This is a genomic window from Pseudomonas fluorescens (assembly GCF_005938625.1).
Lineage (GTDB): Bacteria > Pseudomonadota > Gammaproteobacteria > Pseudomonadales > Pseudomonadaceae > Aquipseudomonas > Aquipseudomonas fluorescens_BD.
Genome location: NZ_VCNJ01000069.1, coordinates 1 through 20,253 on the forward strand (window position 1 = coordinate 1; position 20,253 = coordinate 20,253).

A 20,253-nucleotide genomic window follows, 5' to 3' on the forward strand; every position below is an offset into this window, starting at 1 on the left:
GGGCGACGTCGGAAGGCTGAGTGGAGGGATTGATCCGGGGGTGGGAGCGCAGCGACCGTTTGGCGCAGCCAAACACAGCGAGAGGAGGTGCAGCGAAGCAAACCGTAGGCGCTGCGCCCGGATCGATCCCGGAGCGAAGGAACCCCGAGCTCCAGCGAGCGGGCCGCACGCAGGAGCAAGCCTTTTTGGTTACTTTGAGGCGTTTGTCAAAAGTGACCCGCCGTAAGGGCGGAACCCTAAGAAGCCGTTACCGCAGCAACGGATCCACCCACAAAATTGACTAAAATCCCCGAGCCATGCTCTCCTACACAACTTGTTACGGGTGCCCTTCACAGGGTGAAACGGGAAACCGGTGAATCATGTGCTTTACTCAAGCCCATGTCAGTCCGGTGCTGCCCCCGCAACGGTAAGCGAGCGAAGCGTCAAAACCACTGTGCCCGTGCGGCATGGGAAGGTGACGCTTGCAGGTCGGCCTGACGCCAACCCCTCGTGAGCCCGGAGACCGGCCCGCAACACACAGCCCGCACCTTGTGCGTCGCTGAACATAACAAACCCGCGGTGGGCGGGCGCTGTTCGAACCTCTGCGAGCCCGACCCGCAGGGGTTTTCATGCGCTCGATTCACCCACTGACATTCCAGAGGGAAGCGCCATGTCGATCATCAGCAGCACCGGCAGCAACACGGACAAAATTTCCAGCACCGCCACCCTGAGCCAACGCCTGACCGCCGCGATCTTTGCGTCGATCCTCGGCGCCAGCCTGGTCTACTTCGCCGGTTTCTCGCACATCGAAGCGGTACACAACGCCGCCCACGATACCCGCCACAGCGCCGCGTTCCCGTGCCACTGAGACCTGCCGACATGATCAAGCGTATTGCGCAAACCGCAGGTTTCACCGGTCTGCTGGCCGCCCTGCTCCTCACTCTGCTGCAAAGCTTCTGGGTATCTCCGCTGATTCTCCAGGCCGAGACGTTCGAGAAAGCCGAGCCTGTTGCAGAAGTTCACGAACACGCCGCAGGCACCGCTGCGCACACCCACGACGCCGAAGCCTGGGAGCCGGAAGACGGCTGGCAGCGCGTGGTCTCGACTACTGGCGGCAATCTGGTGGTTGCAGTGGGTTTCGCCCTGATGCTCGCAGGCCTGTACACCTTGCGCGCCCCGACCAAAACCTCGCAAGGCCTGCTCTGGGGCCTGGCCGGTTACGCGACATTCGTACTGGCACCGACAATGGGCCTGCCACCTGAATTGCCGGGCACCGCTGCCGCTGATCTGGCCTCGCGCCAGATGTGGTGGATCGGTACTGCCGCTTCGACCGCCGTCGGCCTGTCGCTGATTGCGTTCAGCCGTCACTGGCTGATGAAAGTCCTCGGTGTGGCCATCCTTGCTGTCCCACACGTCATTGGCGCACCGCAGCCGCAAGTGCATTCGATGCTCGCGCCGGAAGCACTGGAAGCCCAGTTCAAAATTGCTTCGCAGTTGACCAACGTGGCGTTCTGGCTGGCCCTGGGCCTGATCAGCGCCTGGTTGTTCCGCCGCAAAAGCGATGGTCAATACCACGCATGACCGATGACAGCACAGCGCCGACCTTTGTAGTCGGCCTGGGCTGCCAGCGCGGCTGCCCGGCCAGCACGCTGCGCGCACTGCTCGATCAGGCGTTGCAGGCACATCGCATCGACCTTGAAGCGGTCAAGGCCTTGGCCAGCATCGACTTGAAGCGCGATGAGCCGGGTCTGCAAGAACTTGCTGCACAACTGGCCCTGCCCTTGCTGTACTTCAGCAGCGAGGAATTGGCCAGTTATCAGCAACGACTCAGCCACCATTCGCAAATCGCCTACGAACGCACCGGTTGCTATGGCGTGGCGGAAAGTGCCGCGCTGGCTCTTGCCGAACAGCTCATTCAGGCACCGGCAAAACTGCTGATTTCCCGGCAGAAATACGCTCAGGCTACGTTGGCATTGGCCGGCGCGGCGTAAAATCCCGATAATCCCCGCCATTGATCATGAGCGTTGTTCATCTGCAACGTGGTCGTGCCCTCTTTTACTCAGGATTCAAAGATGACCGTCTACTTCATCGGCGCCGGCCCCGGCGACCCGGAATTGATCACCGTCAAAGGCCAGCGACTGATCCGCAGTTGCCCGGTGATTATCTATGCAGGTTCGTTGGTGCCGGCGGCGGTGCTCGAAGGGCATCACGCTGAGACGGTGGTCAACAGCGCTGAGTTGCACCTTGAACAGATCATCGACCTGATCAAAACCGCGCATGCCAGAGGTCAGGATGTGGCGCGAGTGCATTCCGGCGATCCGAGCCTGTATGGCGCAATCGGCGAGCAGATCCGTTATCTGCGGGAGCTGAATATTCCGTTCGAGATCATCCCGGGAGTGACGGCAACGGCAGCCTGTGCGGCGTTGCTTGGGGCGGAGCTGACGCTGCCGGATGTGTCGCAAACTGTGATTCTGACCCGCTACGCCGACAAGACCGCGATGCCGGCAGGCGAAGAACTCGGCAGTCTGGCGCAGCATGGCGCGACCATGGCGATTCATCTGGGGGTCAATCATCTGGACAAAATCCTGACCGAGCTGCTGCCGCATTACGGTGCCGATTGCCCGATCGCGGTGATTCACCGGGCGACGTGGCCGGATCAGGATTGGGTGGTGGGAACGCTGGCCGATATCGCCGGGAAGGTTGCGGCCAAGGGGTTTCGGCGTACGGCGTTGATTCTGGTTGGGCGTGTGTTGGGCAGTGAAGTGTTCAGCGAGTCATCGCTGTATCGCGCGGGGCATGCCCACCTTTATCGCCCTTGAAGGCCCCTTCGCGAGCAAGCTCGCTCCCACATATGGAATGCGATCAAATGTGGGAGCGAGCTTGCTCGCGAAGGCGTCGGTACATTTCATCCATAAAAAACTCACCCATAAAAAAACGGCGCTCACGGGGCGCCGTTTTTCATGTCCGCAGCGAACGCCTTAGTAGTAGGCGTTTTCTTTCTGCGTGTGGTCGGTTACGTCGCGAACGCCTTTCAGCTCGGGAATGCGCTCGAGCAGCGTGCGCTCGATGCCTTCCTTCAAGGTCACGTCCGCCTGGCCGCAGCCCTGGCAACCGCCACCGAACTGCAGAACGGCGATGCCGTCTTCAACCACATCGATCAGGCTGACCTGACCGCCGTGGCTGGCCAGCCCCGGGTTGATTTCGGTTTGCAGGTAGTAGTTGATACGCTCGTTGACCGGGCTGTCGGCGTTGACCATCGGTACTTTGGCGTTTGGCGCCTTGATGGTCAGCTGGCCGCCCATGCGGTCGGTGGCGTAGTCGACGACGGCGTCATCGAGAAACGCTTCGCTGAAGTGATCGATATAAGCGGTGAAGCTTTTCAGCCCCAGCGCGGTATCTTCAGGTTTTTCTTCGCCCGGCTTGCAGTAGGCAATGCAGGTTTCGGCGTACTGGGTGCCAGGCTGGGTGATAAAGACGCGGATGCCGATGCCCGGGGTGTTCTGCTTGGAGAGCAGATCGGCCAGGTAATCGTGGGCGGCGTCGGTAATGGTAATAGCGGTCATGGAAACTCCTCGCAGGCTTGGGCGCAGTTTACGCCAATCGTTGCGCCGGACAAAGTCCTAGTATTTTTGTCGGGAAAGATTCTCGTCCGCCCCGTTGTCGATCCGCGCCTTGAGCCAGCGATAACTGCGTTTTTCCACCCATTCGTAGCTCAGCCAAGAGCCGACGCCGATGGCCAGCGCACACACGACAAACATCAAATACGGGTTGATGCCGTAGCGCCGGGCCAGATACCCGCCTGCCGACAACACCAGAACGTGCATCAGATACACCGAATATGAGCAATCGCCGAGCAGCTTGAGGACACGACTGCGCTCGACATAACGCTCCAGCGCGATACAAGCCATCACCAGCACCGCACTCGGTACACCCCAGTTGAGCAGCCTCGGCGCCGGTGCCAGATGATAAATCGCCAGCAACGCCGCAACGATGGCCGCCAGCGGCAGCCACAGTCCCGCACCGATCCAGCCCCGGCGATAAAGCATGCCGATGCCAATCCCCAGCAGAAACTCATAGACGATGTCCGAACGGTAAAACTCGCTGATCCAGCCAAACCCGGTCCACGCCTGACTCACTGCAAACAGCAACGCCGCGACTACCAGCAGGCGCACCTGCAAGCGAAACAGCAGCGCCCAGGCGAACAGCACGTAAAACAGGATTTCGTAATTCAGGGTCCAGCCGACATTCAGCGTTGGATAGAAGCCGTAGCCGCCGGGGTTTTCAGTCGGAATGAACAGCAACGACAACAGCAGATGCCCCCAATCCACGCTCTGGTCCGGCAGCAACGGCTGGGCGAACACCACCAGCAGCGCCATCAACAGCGTATACAGCCAATACGCCGGGACGATGCGAAACAGCCGATACAACAGAAAGCGCGCCGGTGGCAGCGGTTTGTGTTCAGTCGAGAGGAAAATCACCAGGCCGCTGATGACAAAAAACACATCGACGCCCACTGCACCTTTATCGATGAACAGTTGCCCGATGGGACCGCGTGCTTTGAAATCAAAGAAAATCTGCATGAAGTGATGGCAGACCACCGTCCACGCGGCCAGCGCACGCAGGGCTTGCACTGAAATCAACATCTGCCGCTCCCGTCCTCACCCTCAAATCCACCTCAATCCCTGTAGGAGCTGCGGCACGCTGCGATCTTTTGATCTTGATTCTGAAAGATCAAAAGATCGCAGCCTCGTTTCACTCGACAGCTCCTACAGGGGATTTGTGTGTTACCTGAAGCTGTGACAGTCGGCCAATCTGAATCGATCAAAGATTCTCGTAGCGGTTCATGTCCAGCACGCCCTCTTCCACCGGATCGGTTTCGTGGATGTACTGACTCAAATCGTGGAAATAGAACCAGAATTGCGGATGACTGCGGCGAATTCCCCAGCGTTCGACGATTTTCTCGAAGCGGTTGGCATCCTTGGCGTTTTCCATCGCATCGACAAACGCCGGCACCTGATCGGCCGGGACGTTGAAGATGAAGTTCGGATAACTGCTGAGCACGCCCGGGTAAATGGTCAGCGTGTCCAGCCCGGGCTGATAACGCAGCGACTCGCCCAACAGGAACGCCACGTTACTGTGCGCGCGGTTGCGCAGCAGGCTGTAGACCTCTCGTTTGCCGCTGGCGGTTTCAACGCGCAGCATGCTGGCTTCCGGCAGTTGGTCGATGACCTTCAAGCCGGCGGCCGGGCGCGAAGTCAGGCGACTTAACGCCTGCTCGGCGTTTTGCAGCGCCGGGTCGATATTCGGCCGTGAGCAGTAAGCGCCGTCGCAACGGTTGATCGGATCGGGCCGCGCATTGAGATCGCCGTAACGCGCCAGCAATTGCATGGCGAAGTCGTATTTCGGGTCTTTCTCATCGAGCTTAAGCGCAGTCGGTTTGTCGTCATCGATTGACTCGTAATCGAGCCACATCTTGAACTGGCCGCTGCTCTGGTACCAATCGTCGAGGAAATCCTCACGAGAGTCGGCGGGCATCAGGCGCAAGAAGTTCTGCTCAGCGCCGTTACGGATCAGGTCGAAATACAGGCGGGTCTGCGCCTGATGCGAGACGTTGCCGAACACATCGAAGTTGACTGCCAACTGGTAATACGTGCGCTCCAGCAGCGGATAGTCGAACAACCACATTGTCTGCGGCACCTCGCCGATCAGGCCTTTGGTCACCGAAGCACTGTCGAAGTGGCGGAAAATGCTCAGCAGCGCGTTGTCATTGCCGGCCCACAGGGTCGACCAGCTCGGCGCAGGCACATCGGCGTAGCTGTCGCGTCGCAACGCCTCGTACTCGTTACGTTTGTTGCGATAGTTGTGCCAAAGGCTCAACACACTGCCTACATCGTCGTTCTGCCCGGGCATGGCCAGCAGCGGCGTGGCCTGACCGCGATAGTTCGGATCAGTAATATAGAGGTCGTGTTCCGGTGCCTGGAACAGTGCCCAGAAGTTGTCGCGGATCACGTCGGTCGCAATCTGCCCACGGCACACCGGGCCGCGAATAAAGGTGCGGACGAAGTATTCGGCGTTGTCGAGCATGAACTGATAACGCGCCTGCGCCGGAATCGCCTCGAATGTCGCGAAGGGATTGGCACGGCTCTGCGGGCCGTAACCCGGCAGGGCATTGACCTGCCAGTTGCCGCTGTAAAACAGGCTTTTCACCCGCGCCATCTTCGCCGCGCTCAGCGGATAGGTGATGTGGGTTTTATGCACAATCACACCTTGCACCGGCCACAAACGGTAATACACCTGAGTGCCCGGATCGTCGTTCGGGCGGCGAGTGGCGATAAGGTCGATCGGCTGCCCGCTCGGTGTGCGCGAACGCACCCACTGGAAGTAATGCCCTGGCTCGCCGTCCTTGAAGTAGATGTGCGCGAGGTACCAGTGCTCGTACAACCAGCGGCCGACCAGGCTTTGCCGCGCGCCGGGCATGTTGAGCAGGTTCTCCCACTGGACGATTTGCAACGCCTCCTTGGCGCTCGGCGCCAGGCCTTGCTCGTCAATCGGCGCACCTGACGCCAGCCAGCGCTGCAGCGTCTGATATTGCTGATCGGTCAGCCCGGTGACCGCCAGCGGCATGCCTTCTTTCGGATGAGCGCCGGCGTAGCCTTCGAACTCGGCGGGCAGCGCGCACATGTTCTCGCGATTCAGGCCCAGCACGATGTCTTGCGGGAGTTTGGCGTTCGGTGTCAGCGGCGTCTTGTGCCCGAGTTCGAGCATGCGCGCCATCAGCGCCGCCTGACTGCCCTGCGCGTCGAGCACTGAATAGAAGTCTTTCTGCTGCCAGGCACGCTTGCCAAAGGCGTCGTAGAACAGCCGAGTGGTCGGTGCCGCTTGTGTGCGCTCGCCATCGTAAACCGGCATCTTGCTGGCGCCACGGGCCGCGCCCTCGCCACTGCCCAGATTCAACTGGCAAGCCGAGTCGTAGCAGGCATGGCAGGCCACGCACTTCTCGGTGAAGATTGGCTGGATGTCGCGGACGTACGAAATCGACTGAGAAATGGCAGGCACAGTCGCTGGCTCTTGCGCCACGGCGCCCCAGCTGAGAAACAGCAACACAAAACCAATGACGCGGTAAGACATGCTGCTGATCCCGATTGTAAAAAAACGCCGCGATTCTACAGTATGACGCTCGTACCAACATGAGCGATATTCATGCAAAAGCCCCACGTGCTCTAAAAGCGCACAGGTTTGCTATGATCCCGCTCCTTCGTAATGGTCTTTCCGAGTAGTCCAAATGTCCGATCGCAGCGTCCGCCTTCAAGCTCTCAAGCAAGCTCTCAAAGAGCGCATCCTGATACTCGACGGCGGCATGGGCACGATGATCCAGAGCTACAAGCTCGAAGAACAGGATTATCGCGGCAAACGCTTCGCTGACTGGCCGAGTGACGTCAAGGGCAACAACGACCTGTTGGTGATCACTCGTCCCGACGTTATCGGCGGCATCGAGAAGGCCTATCTGGATGCCGGCGCCGACATCCTCGAGACCAACACCTTTAACGCCACGCGTATTTCCATGGCCGATTACGGCATGGAAGAGTTGGCCTACGAGTTAAACGTAGAAGGCGCACGTCTGGCGCGCAAGGTCGCCGACGCCAAGACCGCCGAGAACCCGGCCAAGCCGCGTTTTGTTGCCGGCGTGCTCGGCCCGACCAGCCGCACCTGTTCGCTGTCGCCGGACGTCAACAACCCCGGCTACCGCAACGTCACCTTTGATGAACTGGTGGAAAACTACACCGAAGCCACCAAAGGCCTGATCGAGGGCGGCGCCGACCTGATCCTGATCGAAACCATTTTCGACACCCTCAACGCCAAAGCGGCGATCTTCGCCGTGCAAGGCGTGTTCGAAGAGTTGCACATCGAACTGCCGATCATGATTTCCGGCACCATCACCGATGCCTCCGGCCGCACCCTGTCGGGTCAGACCACCGAAGCGTTCTGGAACTCGGTGGCGCACGCCAAGCCAATCTCGGTCGGCCTCAACTGCGCGCTCGGCGCCAGTGAGCTGCGCCCGTACCTGGAAGAGCTGTCGAACAAGGCCAGCACCCACGTTTCCGCGCACCCGAACGCCGGTTTGCCGAACGAATTCGGCGAGTACGACGAACTGCCTTCGGAAACTGCCAAAGTCATCGAAGAGTTCGCCCAGAGCGGCTTCCTCAACATCGTCGGCGGCTGCTGCGGCACCACGCCGGGGCACATTGAAGCCATCGCCAAAGCTGTCGCCGGTTATGCGCCACGGCAGATTCCCGACATCCCCAAGGCTTGCCGCCTCTCGGGCCTGGAACCGTTCACCATCGATCGCAGCTCGTTGTTCGTTAACGTCGGTGAGCGTACCAACATCACCGGTTCCGCCAAGTTCGCCCGTCTGATCCGTGAAGACAACTACACCGAAGCCCTCGAAGTCGCCCTGCAACAGGTCGAGGCCGGTGCGCAGGTGATCGACATCAACATGGACGAGGGGATGCTCGATTCGAAGAAGGCCATGGTGACCTTCCTCAATTTGATCGCCGGTGAGCCGGACATCTCCCGTGTGCCAATCATGATCGACTCCTCTAAATGGGAAGTGATCGAGGCCGGCCTGAAGTGCATTCAGGGCAAGGGCATCGTCAACTCGATCAGCATGAAAGAAGGCGTCGAGCAGTTCATTCACCACGCCAAACTGTGCAAACGCTACGGCGCGGCAGTGGTGGTGATGGCATTCGACGAAGCCGGCCAGGCCGACACCGAAGCGCGCAAGAAAGAAATCTGCAAACGCTCCTACGACATTCTGGTCAACGAAGTCGGCTTCCCACCGGAAGACATCATCTTCGACCCGAACATCTTCGCTGTCGCCACCGGTATCGAAGAACACAACAACTATGCTGTGGACTTCATCAACGCCTGTGCCTACATCCGCGACGAGCTGCCGTATGCGCTGACCTCGGGCGGCGTGTCCAACGTGTCGTTCTCGTTCCGCGGCAACAACCCGGTGCGTGAGGCGATCCACTCGGTGTTCCTGCTGTACGCGATCCGCGCGGGCCTGACCATGGGTATCGTCAACGCTGGCCAGCTGGAGATCTATGACCAGATCCCACAAGAGCTGCGCGACGCCGTGGAAGACGTGATCCTCAACCGCACGCCGGATGGCACCGACGCCCTCCTCGCCATCGCCGACAAGTACAAGGGCGACGGCAGCGTCAAGGAAGCCGAGACCGAAGAGTGGCGTAGCTGGGAGGTCAACAAGCGTCTGGAACATGCGCTGGTCAAAGGCATCACCACGCACATCGTTGAAGACACCGAAGAGTCGCGTCAGTCGTTCGCCCGCCCGATCGAAGTGATCGAAGGCCCGCTGATGTCCGGCATGAACATCGTTGGCGACCTGTTCGGCGCCGGCAAAATGTTCCTGCCGCAAGTGGTGAAATCCGCCCGTGTGATGAAGCAGGCCGTGGCGCACTTGATCCCGTTCATCGAGCTGGAAAAGGGCGACAAGCCGGAAGCCAAGGGCAAGATTCTGATGGCCACCGTCAAAGGCGACGTGCACGACATCGGCAAGAACATCGTCGGTGTGGTACTCGGTTGCAACGGTTATGACATCGTCGACCTCGGCGTGATGGTGCCGGCAGAGAAGATTCTGCAGGTCGCCAAGGAGCAGAAATGCGACATCATCGGTTTGTCCGGTTTGATCACCCCGTCGCTGGATGAAATGGTTCACGTGGCGCGTGAGATGCAGCGTCAGGACTTCCACCTGCCGCTGATGATCGGTGGCGCGACCACCTCGAAAGCACATACGGCGGTGAAGATCGAGCCGAAGTACAGCAACGATGCGGTGGTTTACGTGACCGACGCCTCCCGCGCGGTGGGCGTTGCCACCCAATTGCTGTCGAAAGAATTGAAGGCCGGTTTCGTCGAGAAGACCCGTCTGGAATACGTCGATGTCCGTGAGCGTACCGCTAACCGCAGTGCTCGTACTGAACGCTTGAGCTACGCAGCCGCCATCGCCAAGAAGCCACAGTTCGACTGGGCGACCTATCAGCCAGTCAAACCAACCTTCACCGGCAGCAAGGTTCTGGACAACATTGACCTGAAAGTCCTCGCTGAATACATCGACTGGACGCCGTTCTTCATCTCCTGGGATCTGGCCGGCAAATTCCCGCGCATCCTCGAAGACGAAGTGGTCGGTGAAGCCGCCACCGCGCTGTACAAGGACGCGCAGGAAATGCTCGCCAAGCTGATCGACGAGAAGCTGATCAGCGCCCGCGCGGTGTTCGGTTTCTGGCCGGCCAATCAGGTGCATGACGACGACATCGAGCTGTACGGCGATGACGGCCAGCCATTGGCCAAACTGCATCACCTGCGCCAGCAGATCATCAAGACCGACGGCAAACCGAACTTCTCGCTGGCCGACTTCGTTGCACCGAAGGACAGCGAAGTGACCGACTACGTCGGCGGTTTCATCACCACCGCCGGCATCGGCGCCGAAGAAGTCGCCAAGGCCTATCAGGACGCCGGCGACGACTACAACTCGATCATGGTCAAGGCGCTGGCCGACCGTTTGGCCGAGGCTTGCGCCGAATGGTTGCACCAGCAAGTGCGTAAAGAGCACTGGGGTTATGCCAAGGACGAAGTGCTCGACAACGACGCGCTGATCAAAGAGCAATACAGCGGCATCCGCCCTGCCCCGGGTTACCCGGCGTGCCCGGATCACACCGAGAAGGCCGCGCTGTTCGCGTTGCTCGACCCGGAAGCTGAAGAGATGCGCGCCGGCCGCAGCGGCGTGTTCCTCACCGAACACTACGCGATGTTCCCGGCAGCAGCGGTCAGCGGCTGGTACTTCGCCCATCCGCAGGCGCAGTACTTTGCGGTGGGCAAGGTCGACAAGGATCAGGTCGCCAGCTACACCTCGCGCAAAGGCCAGGAGTTGAGCGTGACCGAGCGCTGGCTGGCGCCGAACCTCGGCTACGACAACTAAGCAGCCTCCGCCAGCGCCTACAGGTGCCCGCGTCGTTCACAAATCTTGTGAACCAACGCTAAACCTGTGGGAGCTGGCTTGCCAGCGATGGCGTCGGGTCAGCCAACATTGATGTCGCGTGTGCCGGCCTCATCGCTGGCAAGCCAGTCCCACAGGGTTTCGGGGATGCTCGCTCACCCCTCTCTCCTGCCCATTTCCCACATTTGTTTTTGCAGTGCTCGTGAAAGGGTTGGCTATGCTTGTCTGACACACACGGCAGACGAGGGATTTATGGACGATCCAGTCGACAACAAACCGCCGACCTTCTGGCAGATGCTGCACAGCGTCATGGCGGCGGCGTTCGGGGTGCAGAGCGGCAAGAACCGGGCAAGGGATTTCACCCATGGCAAGCCCAGCCATTTCGTGGTGCTGGGCATTCTTTTTACGGCTGTGTTTGCGTTGACGCTATTTGCCATCGTCAAACTGGTGCTGCATTTCGCCGGGGTTTGACGAAATCAGCGCATCAGGGTTTGCAGGGTGAATGGGTAACGATACGAATCCGGCTGCCCCTTGGCTGAGAGCTTGCGGAAGTTCACGCCGTATTGCGGCGACTTGCCCATGGCCAGCATTTGTCGAGCGTGCGGCTTGTCGATCAGTTGCAGCAACGGAATTTGCCGATCCCGGCCGCCGTAGTGATTCAGTTCGACGCCCTGCTCTACGTCATGCAACTCGACCAACGCCCAGCCACCCAAGGTGAAATGCCCACCAACCAACGCGCTCAGCCGACCGTCAACCAGCGCCTGCAAGGCCGCCGGTGAGGTGTTGACCGCACTGAACAAGGCATCTTTACCGGGGACTTTGCCGGTCTCGGCGTACGCGCGCATCGCGCCGAAGGCCATTTCATCATTGGCCGACCACACCAGCGAAACTTTCGGATAACGCGCAAACAACTGTTTTGCCTGTTCATAGGCGCGCTCTTGCGTCCAGCCGCTGTAAACCAGCTGTCGCAAGCGGGTCTGTGGATGTTCGGCCAACGCCCGCTGCATGCCGCGCTCGCGCAGCTGCGCCGAGGGGGTGACCTTCAGGCCGGAGAACGCCAACACTTCAATCGGCTCAGCATTTGCCGCAGCAGGATGCAGGCGGATCAGCTCCTTCATCATCAAGTAACCGCCCTCCTCGTCGTTCGGCACCAGGCTGCCGATGCGGTCGGCACGTTCACCGACCAACGCCTGTTGGTCCGGGGTCAGCGCGGCGTTGACCATAAACAGTTTCACGCCACTGTTCTCGGCCAGACGCAGGATTTGCGGCGCGACGTATTGTTCGTTGACGAATATCAGGTACCCGGGACGATTCGGCCCCTGCAACGCAAGGCGCGCCTGAGCCAGGGTCAGTTCGGGCTGGCGTTGGGAATAGAGGATTTGCAGGTCAATACCCAGATCATGCGCGGCCGCCTGCATGAATTGCGAATAGCTGACCCAAAAGGCTTCCTGCGTCGAACCCGGGTTCAAAAACAGCACAGACTCCGCCCGTGCGCCGATCTGGAACAGTGCGCCGAACAGCAAAAGACTAAGGTGAAAAAACTTGAACATGAAGCATCCGGGCCCAAGGAAAAATGGCCGCGCATTATAGCCCTCGATCCACCGGCTATTGATGCCTGATCCCGCTTTTTGTCCGACAATTCGTCGGGCACGGGCCCGGATGGGTCGTTTACTGGTGGCTGACCCAGAATACCGCTGTCCCTACTACGAGAATGATCAGGAACAGAATGGCCCACGCATCGACACTGCTGTCGCTTTTTCTTGCCTTGGTCGGGTTGCTCATTGCATCGCCTCTTGTCGGTTTTATCGGTGATTGCAGAAAGACTCGACCACAGTTAAGACGATGATTGTCCGCACGACAAATGTGGGTTAGTTGACAGCCATTCTCGTTAGGCGATTTGGTTCTTTACATATACTCAAACATCACTTTTGCGCATAACTGCAAACGGGTATATTGCCCCGGCTCCTCTAGGGAGTGCGCGGCCGTGCGCGCAGAATTGCAGAGGCAAAATCGGACTCCAGCACGCGAAAACGCAGCGTTTTCCGAGTAGCCCAAGCCTGAGAACAGGACTTATATGTACGTATACGACGAGTACGATCAGCGGATCATCGAGGACCGCGTCAAGCAGTTCCGTGATCAGACCCGACGCTATCTGGCAGGTGAGCTGAGCGAAGAAGAATTCCGCCCCCTGCGCCTGCAAAATGGCCTGTACATCCAGCGCTTCGCGCCGATGTTGCGTGTGGCGGTGCCTTACGGCCAACTGACTTCGCGTCAGACGCGCATGATGGCCAAGATTGCCCGCGACTACGACAAGGGCTACGCCCACATCAGTACGCGGCAGAACGTGCAGTTCAACTGGCCGGCGGTGGAAGACATCCCGGACATCCTCGCTGAACTGGCCACCGTGCAGATGCACGCGATCCAGACCAGCGGTAACTGCCTGCGCAACGTCACCACCGACCAGTTCGCCGGTGTCGCCGCCGACGAAGTGATCGACCCACGCCCATGGTGCGAAATCGTCCGTCAGTGGACCACGTTCCACCCGGAATTCGCCTACCTGCCGCGTAAATTCAAGATCGCCGTCAACGGTTCGACCGCTGATCGTGCCGCCATTGAAGTCCACGACATCGGCCTTGAGCCGGTGCACAACGCCGCTGGCGAACTGGGTTTCCGTGTGTTGGTGGGTGGCGGCCTCGGTCGTACACCGGTGGTTGGCGCGTTCATCAACGAATTCCTGCCGTGGCAGGACTTGTTGAGCTACCTCGACGCCATCCTGCGCGTGTACAACCGCTACGGTCGTCGCGACAACAAATACAAGGCGCGGATCAAGATCCTCGTCAAAGCCCTCACGCCTGAAGTGTTTGCGCAGAAAGTCGATGCGGAAATGGAGCACCTGCGCGGTGGCCAGACCACATTGACCGACGCCGAGCTGCAGCGTGTGGCCAAGCACTTCGTCGATCCGGACTACAAGGCGCTGGACAACCAGACCGCGCAATTGGCCGATCTCGACAAGGAGCATCCTGGTTTCGCCCGCTGGCGTACCCGCAACACCCTGGCACACAAGAAGCCGGGTTATGTCGCCGTGACCCTGTCGCTGAAGCCGACCGGCGTTGCCCCGGGCGACATCACCGACAAGCAGCTCGACGCCGTCGCCGATCTGGCCGACCGCTACAGCTTCGGTCAGCTGCGCACCTCGCACGAACAGAACATCATTCTCGCCGACGTCGAGCAGAGCCAACTGTTCACCCTCTGGGGCGAACTGCGTGAAGGCGGTTTCGCTACGCCGAACATCGGCCTGCTGACCGACATCATCTGCTGCCCTGGCGGTGATTTCTGCTCGCTGGCCAACGCCAAGTCGATCCCGATTGCCGAATCGATCCAGCGCCGCTTCGACGACCTGGATTACCTGTTCGATATCGGTGAGCTGGACCTGAACATCTCCGGTTGCATGAACGCCTGTGGTCATCACCACGTCGGCCACATCGGTATCCTCGGGGTGGACAAAAAAGGCGAAGAGTTCTATCAGGTTTCCCTCGGCGGCAGCGCCAGCCGGGATGCGAGCCTGGGCAAGATCCTCGGCCCGTCCTTCGCTCAGGAAGCCATGCCTGACGTGATCTCGAAGCTGATCGACGTCTACGTTGAACAACGTACCGAAGACGAGCGCTTCATCGACACCTACCAGCGTATTGGCATCGACCTCTTCAAGGAACGCGTCTATGCAGCGAATCATTAAGAACAACGAGGTCGTCGACGAAACCTGGCACTTGCTGCCCAAGGATTTCAACATCGACGAGATCAGCAACTGCGACGATCTGATCGTTCCACTGCAACTGTGGCGCGAACACAGCCGCATGCTCAAAGCCCGCGACGGGGGCCTGGGTATCTGGCTGGACGCCGGCGAAGAAGCTGAAGAAATCGGTGAAGACGTCGCCGAGTTTCAGGTGATCGCGCTGAATTTCCCGGCGTTCACCGACGGCCGCAACTACTCCAACGCCCGTCTGCTTCGCGACCGTTATGGTTTCAAAGGCGAACTGCGGGCGATTGGCGACGTGCTGCGCGATCAGCTGTTTTATATGCATCGCTGCGGTTTCGACGCCTTCGCCATTCGCGCGGATAAAGACCCGTACGAAGCGCTGGAAGGCCTCAAGGACTTCTCGGTGACCTATCAGGCCGCCACTGACGAACCGCTGCCGCTGTTCCGTCGCCGCTGACCACGAACCCCGAGCCCGCTCACGCGGACTCGGGGTTTTCTGCTTAACCCTTGGATTGACCAAACCTGCCCGCCATCGTCGTCGTTGGCAAGGTCAAACCCGGGTGCCGACTCAATGCCTGCGTTGTCAGTCGCCTGCGCACCTGCGCACCTTCGTTCCTGAAATTGTCCAGAATGGTCTTCATCTGTTGCGAGGCCGTCTGGCGAGACAGCCCGGCTTGCCTCTCCAGTTGCGCGAGTGATCGCCCACTGCGCTGTAGATTGTCTTCAAAAGCAGCGCGCTGTGTCGTCAACAAGTACTCCGACCAGAATTCCTCCTGACTGATCGACTCCAACAGCTGTGAACCCTGCTCGGTCCGGATCACCTCCAGGCAGACTTGATCGATTTGTCCGGCGGTCACTTCAACGCTCAGCGTTGCATTCAGTTGCCGGGGTTGCCCGGGCAGTTGCAGTCGCTCGGCCAATCGCACCCTGTACAGCAAACTGATATCCATTGCTTGCTGCGCGGTGAATGGACCTGATTGCGCACGCTGCGCAACCTCCATCAACGCGTGTCTTTGCACCTCATGCAATCGAAACAGGCCGCGCAACAGACCGATCAGCTCCCCTTCCAGCGCTTGTGTAGCGGTGCGCGACGCCGCGGCTGCGCGATGACATAAAAATCTGACCTCAAGCTCACTGAACAGCGCGGCAACATTCACAGCGCTGGGCTGACCGGCCCCGGCCATTCGAAACAGCGTGCGACGTAGTCTGGCGTCTGCGCACATCGCCTCAAGCACGCTCCACACGCGTTGGGCCAATTGATCGCGGGTACGTGTGAAATCGGCGGTTGCGCGTAACTGTTCAAGCATTTCGAAAAAATCACCGGACTGCGGATCCGCCAATAAAGACGTCAGCACTTCCTGCGCGTGAGCAACCGACACCTGCGACAAGCCCTTTATCCAACCGGCACCTTCCTTGTCGGCAGCCTGCCATGCCGTGCCCGGATAATCGCTGGTCATTACGCCCAGACCAATCCCCTGGGTCTTTTGGTACTGCGCAATGGCCTCGAGGCTCGCGGCTGACAGCGGGTTGCCGTCAATGTTGATGCCACGGATCAGTGCGGTCCGGTATTTGAAGACCGCTGCGGGCACTTCGGCGATGTTGTTATTGCGCAGACCCAGCGCCTGCAGATGAGCCAGCGCATCGATGTCCGAGGGCCATTGCGCAATCCCGCAAGCTCGCAGCTCAAGGCGACGCAGTCGGCGCTGCGCGGCGATCCGCGGTGCGCGGCCCAGCGTCGGATTCAAACTCAGATCCAGCGAAACAAGGGCATCGTTGTTGCCGAACTCGGGATCCGAGCGCTCAGTGAATTCGATGCGGTTTGCACTCAGATCCAGATGACGCAGAGCGGACATGTCTTCGATGGCCTGAGGAATACGCGTCAGCCCGTTGCCCGACAATTCCAGTGTGCTCAGCCGGGGAAAATTGCGCAGAAAGGTGTTCAACCCGGCACTGGCGCCCACGCCCCTCATTTGCAGCACAGCGACGTGACTGAAATCGGCAACGATCACCGGCAGGTCACCCAGAGGCACCGGGGCCAGCGTCAGACTGTGCACGCTGTCACCCGACTCATGAGTCATGCGGGTTTCCCGGCGCCAGGCGCGCTGGATTGCTTGCGATGCACGGGATTTGCTGTGTAACGGTACCCTCTCGCGTGCTCCGTCATCGGTGTGATACCAGGTATCGCGGTGGATCCAGCGCTCCAGCGCTTCTACCATCGTTTGATACTCAACCCTCATCTGCTCGAGTGTTCTGACCGCCAGGACATCGTCCGCCTCCAGTGATGCCACAAACAGCTTGATCTGCTCGGTGGAATGGGAAGGGTACAATTCGGCCGCCCGTTGCATGATTGCCGCTGATCTGGACGGCAAAGGGCTGGTATCCGGCGCCGAGAGTCCCATCGAGTGCTCGACCTGACGATCGGCCAGCCCCATGGGCGAGTGGTAGTCTGCGTCCAGCGTTTTGCCACTCAGCAAGGTGGCAAAAGCCTCGCGGCGCTGCAATGCCAACGCGGTGATTTTCTGCCGAAGAGCACTGCCGTCGGTGTCCGTGGCAACGCCAAGTGCCTTGCGGGCATGCACCGGCAGGGTTTCCCATAACGTCTGAAAAAAATCTGCCCGAGTGCGGGCTGCCTGCGTCGACACGACGGCTCCCTGCGTATCAAGGCCCCGATAACGATCCGCATGCACCTCAATCACGACCTTGTGGGAAGCATTGGTCTGACCCACTCGATTGTTGTCTGTGGCCGATGCCCCCTCCTCCATTATTTCGACCGAAACATCGCCGGGCCACCCGGGCAAGTGCATCAAGGTATCGAGCAGCAACCTGTCAGCGTCGTCGCCGCTGACTGCATCCAGATACAGCCCCTCATAGGCGCGGTTCAAACGCTGGATCGTTTGATAGCGCCGAGCCTCCTCGGCGAGTCGCAGCGGTATCCGGGCGGCGTCGAGTTGCGCCCATTCATTGACGTCGGCATGCCGTACCAGCTCATCGGCGATACTGGCTGACAGGGGCGAAAAAGCTTTGCAAACAGCTTCCCCGCGGTCGATTTCCCATACGTCAAGGCGTCGATACAGCCGACTCATCAGCGCCGTGCGTTGGCGCGGCGCGACCCCGCCTATATAACCAATCAGCAATGCAACCTGATCGGATGTTTCCGCCGCTGTCGAACCCAGTAGATGCGACTTCTCATCCGCCTTGAGTGCCGTCAGGAGTGCCGCGTGAAACTGCCCCTGACGCAGCGCATCCTTGCTGATTTCCAGACGGCGAGACGCACTCTCAACGCCATACCGCACCACATCTCCTGGTCCAGCATTCTTCACGATCACCGCCAGATCCGCGGGCCAGCGCGACGACGTAGTCAGCAGGTACAACTGCAGATCAGCATCGGCTGATGAAGCCAGTGATGGCGCGGCGATTTGTTGCAGAAACTGCGAAACCTGCGTATCAGCACGAAAGCGTCTGACGGTATCGGTCAGTATTGCGATCGTCTCGCCACGTTGCACGAACGAATGGCGCAATTGTGTCCCGTCGATGCCGGTGCAGGCGATGACCTGCAAGGCACGGGCATCGGGCAGCCCGGCTTCCCGGTAGCCGAGGCGGCGCAGCAGTTTGAGTGGGCTCCAGCCCTGCGCCAGTTCCGAGTCGTGCCGCCAAGCCCCCGCGCCATTGGTTTCCAGCAACGGCTTGTATCGCGTCAAGGACGGCGTGCCACACACCTCCCACAGCCCGGTACCGCTGACTGGACGTACCGCGTAGGCATCCGTCCCCAGCGGCAGATAATGCTCACCACCCTGCCAGACTAATCCTTGGCTGTCCGTAGAAAGCCCATCGAGAGCGGGCTCCCATTGGCGATAGGCGGCTATGTCCGGACGCCACAATCGATGGGCGTTGTCCGCGATAGGCATACGTCGCAAACCCTGCACAAAATTAGACGAGCGCACGGTTTTGTACGCCTTGCCTGCAGTCACTCCGCCCGCCGCGAATGCCGTCATGAGGATCAGATTTTCCAAGGTGTCGAACAGGCAATCCGTCGCGTGCTCCTGATCACCGTGCGCCCAACTCTCCGCGCCTTCATAGACCTCGCTGAGCAATTGCAGACCGGCGACTGCAAACATCATTTCGCCAAGAACGGGGACAAACGAGGCAAAGAACGCCAGCGAGTTCAAACCGATGGATTTATAGCTTTCCAGCCTTGTCAGGCGGGTCTTTTCATCTTCATCGCCAGTTGGCACCACCAGTAATCGCGACTCCGCGCGGACTTTTTTCGAGTGGTGCTGAAACAGCGCCACAAAGAGGTCGTGCCTGGCATCGCCTTCAGGCGTTACGGCTGTCACCGGCAGGTAGAACGTCGCAAATGGAAACTGCGTTGCACTGGCATTCAACAGCCTCACATTCAGACCAGAGATGAATGTCGAGCGCTCCCCGAGGAGGATGAAACGCATAAAAAAGCTGCGCCATTTGATGTCTCGCAAGCGCACGCTCAACTGCCGCTCGAACATCGAGAACGATGTGTATTCCTTCAGCGGGTGATCCGGATCGCCGGGTATATAAACCACACAGCGCTGGTCATCGTCGGCAATTACGCCGACCGGCCCGATCAACATCGTGCCCCTCAAGGTCACGCCGAGCATTTCGAGATTCTGAAAACCCAGCGTGTTGTTGCCCAAGCTGATCCTGGACGCCGAGTCCTTGACCGATTCGAGCATTGCGTAAACATCCGCACTGATATGTCCGCGCATCAGTGCGATATGCCGGTCGACGTCGAATTGATCCTTTGAACATGTCACGGAAACCGACTGCAAACTGCCCGTTTGGTTATCACTGCCAAACAAGGCTTCTACATGTTTCTGGTATTGCGCTCCCAGATCGAGGTCACGACATAGCTTGGCGAACTCATGGGGTTTAATTGGCAGGATCCGACTGCGTTTTCCTGTTACGCGCTCCGGAATATAAAGAAACGAAGTTTCGCTATAGTTGCCAGGGATTGTTTCTGCCAGTTCGAAATTCTCGCAGGCGGCAGCCACCAGATCACGCTGGATTGGCAGCACCAGCTTCTTGCGCAACCCCAACAGGCTGGACGTCGAGCGCACATGCTGGAAGATCGCACCCGCGACTTCGAAAGGTTCACCCAGCTTCTGCGTCATTGCTTTGGCCAACAGCGGCGTACAGAAACTTTGCGGAGAACTCAAGGTCTTGGCCTGTTCCCGCGCGATGTGCCGGGACAGGTAGCTGGCTTTAAGGCTTGCATAGAGTGCGTCGCGCAGGACAGTCGACGATTCAAGCAACCAGGAAGGGATTTGCTCCTTGAACAACTCATAAAAGACGCCTTGTTGAGCTGGCGTCATTTCAGGAGCCTTCAGCGTTTCACTTTTAACATCCATGTTTAACAACCTTAATCTGACTTGAGCACTCAGAATAAAGTTGAAACAAAAGCGGATACAGCGCGATAAGTTGATGAACTTAAGCAAAAGCCATCAACAATCAAGAAGTTTAAAATATATATATAACG

13 protein-coding genes and 1 riboswitch are annotated in these 20,253 nt (G+C 59.3%); of the genes, 8 read left to right on the top strand and 5 right to left on the bottom strand.

The genetic code is table 11. The annotated features are described in order from the left end of the window. The first annotated feature begins 303 nt into the window (after window positions 1-303). Window positions 304-525: riboswitch (cobalamin riboswitch) on the top strand. Between the two features lie 124 nt (window positions 526-649). The 4 genes from FGA82_RS28160 to cobM all read left to right on the top strand — a co-directional run bounded on the left by FGA82_RS28160 (window position 650) and on the right by cobM (window position 2,798). Then, window positions 650-847 carry a CbtB domain-containing protein gene (locus FGA82_RS28160; protein ID WP_003225486.1) on the top strand — a complete coding sequence of 66 codons (198 nt, stop codon included), beginning with the start codon at window positions 650-652 and terminating at the stop codon, window positions 845-847. Between the two features lie 11 nt (window positions 848-858). Further along, entirely contained in the window at window positions 859-1,560 is a 702-nt protein-coding gene (locus tag FGA82_RS28165; RefSeq protein WP_141129628.1) for a CbtA family protein, read from the top strand. Next, entirely contained in the window at window positions 1,557-1,970 is a 414-nt protein-coding gene (locus FGA82_RS28170; RefSeq protein WP_141129629.1) for a cobalamin biosynthesis protein, read from the top strand. Before FGA82_RS28165 ends, FGA82_RS28170 begins: the two co-directional genes overlap by 4 nt. 81 nt (window positions 1,971-2,051) lie before the next feature. Beyond that, window positions 2,052-2,798, top strand: a complete 747-nt coding sequence (gene cobM / locus FGA82_RS28175) for a precorrin-4 C(11)-methyltransferase (RefSeq protein WP_141129630.1) — start codon at window positions 2,052-2,054, stop codon at window positions 2,796-2,798. Between the two features lie 159 nt (window positions 2,799-2,957). On the opposite strand, the gene nfuA is transcribed toward cobM, so the two are convergent. From nfuA to FGA82_RS28190, 3 genes are all read right to left on the bottom strand, one after another. Further along, the gene (nfuA, locus tag FGA82_RS28180) at window positions 2,958-3,542 is read right to left on the bottom strand and encodes a Fe-S biogenesis protein NfuA (protein ID WP_007912592.1); all 585 of its coding nucleotides are present in this window, start codon (window positions 3,540-3,542) and stop codon (window positions 2,958-2,960) included. A gap of 57 nt (window positions 3,543-3,599) precedes the next feature. Then, a complete protein-coding gene (locus tag FGA82_RS28185; RefSeq protein ID WP_141129631.1) occupies window positions 3,600-4,622 on the bottom strand; it encodes an acyltransferase family protein in 1,023 nt (340 codons plus the stop codon). Between the two features lie 178 nt (window positions 4,623-4,800). Then, on the bottom strand, window positions 4,801-7,107 hold the full coding sequence (locus FGA82_RS28190) for a fatty acid cis/trans isomerase (protein WP_141129632.1): 2,307 nt from the start codon (window positions 7,105-7,107) through the stop codon (window positions 4,801-4,803). A gap of 154 nt (window positions 7,108-7,261) precedes the next feature. Between FGA82_RS28190 and metH the strand changes: the two genes are divergently transcribed. Together metH and FGA82_RS28200 are read left to right on the top strand one after the other, a co-directional pair. Continuing rightward, on the top strand, window positions 7,262-10,972 hold the full coding sequence (gene metH / locus FGA82_RS28195) for a methionine synthase (RefSeq protein WP_141129633.1): 3,711 nt from the start codon (window positions 7,262-7,264) through the stop codon (window positions 10,970-10,972). A gap of 270 nt (window positions 10,973-11,242) precedes the next feature. Beyond that, entirely contained in the window at window positions 11,243-11,461 is a 219-nt protein-coding gene (locus tag FGA82_RS28200; RefSeq protein ID WP_008080467.1) for a DUF2970 domain-containing protein, read from the top strand. Window positions 11,462-11,466: 5 nt separating this feature from the next. Here the strand turns inward: FGA82_RS28200 and FGA82_RS28205 are convergent, their stop codons facing one another. Beyond that, window positions 11,467-12,540 (bottom strand): ABC transporter substrate-binding protein, encoded by a 1,074-nt coding sequence (locus tag FGA82_RS28205; RefSeq protein WP_141129634.1) that lies wholly within the window; start codon window positions 12,538-12,540, stop codon window positions 11,467-11,469. Window positions 12,541-13,064: 524 nt separating this feature from the next. On the opposite strand from FGA82_RS28205, the gene FGA82_RS28210 reads away from it, so the two are divergent. Together FGA82_RS28210 and FGA82_RS28215 are read left to right on the top strand one after the other, a co-directional pair. After that, window positions 13,065-14,723, top strand: a complete 1,659-nt coding sequence (locus FGA82_RS28210) for a nitrite/sulfite reductase (RefSeq protein ID WP_034152311.1) — start codon at window positions 13,065-13,067, stop codon at window positions 14,721-14,723. After that, window positions 14,707-15,201 carry a DUF934 domain-containing protein gene (locus FGA82_RS28215; RefSeq protein ID WP_141129635.1) on the top strand — a complete coding sequence of 165 codons (495 nt, stop codon included), beginning with the start codon at window positions 14,707-14,709 and terminating at the stop codon, window positions 15,199-15,201. The genes FGA82_RS28210 and FGA82_RS28215 overlap by 17 nt, the downstream gene beginning before the upstream one ends. 43 nt (window positions 15,202-15,244) lie before the next feature. Here FGA82_RS28215 and FGA82_RS28220 read toward each other — a convergent pair whose 3' ends face one another. Then, the gene (locus FGA82_RS28220) at window positions 15,245-20,212 is read right to left on the bottom strand and encodes a dermonecrotic toxin domain-containing protein (protein WP_141129636.1); all 4,968 of its coding nucleotides are present in this window, start codon (window positions 20,210-20,212) and stop codon (window positions 15,245-15,247) included. Window positions 20,213-20,253: the final 41 nt, after the last annotated feature.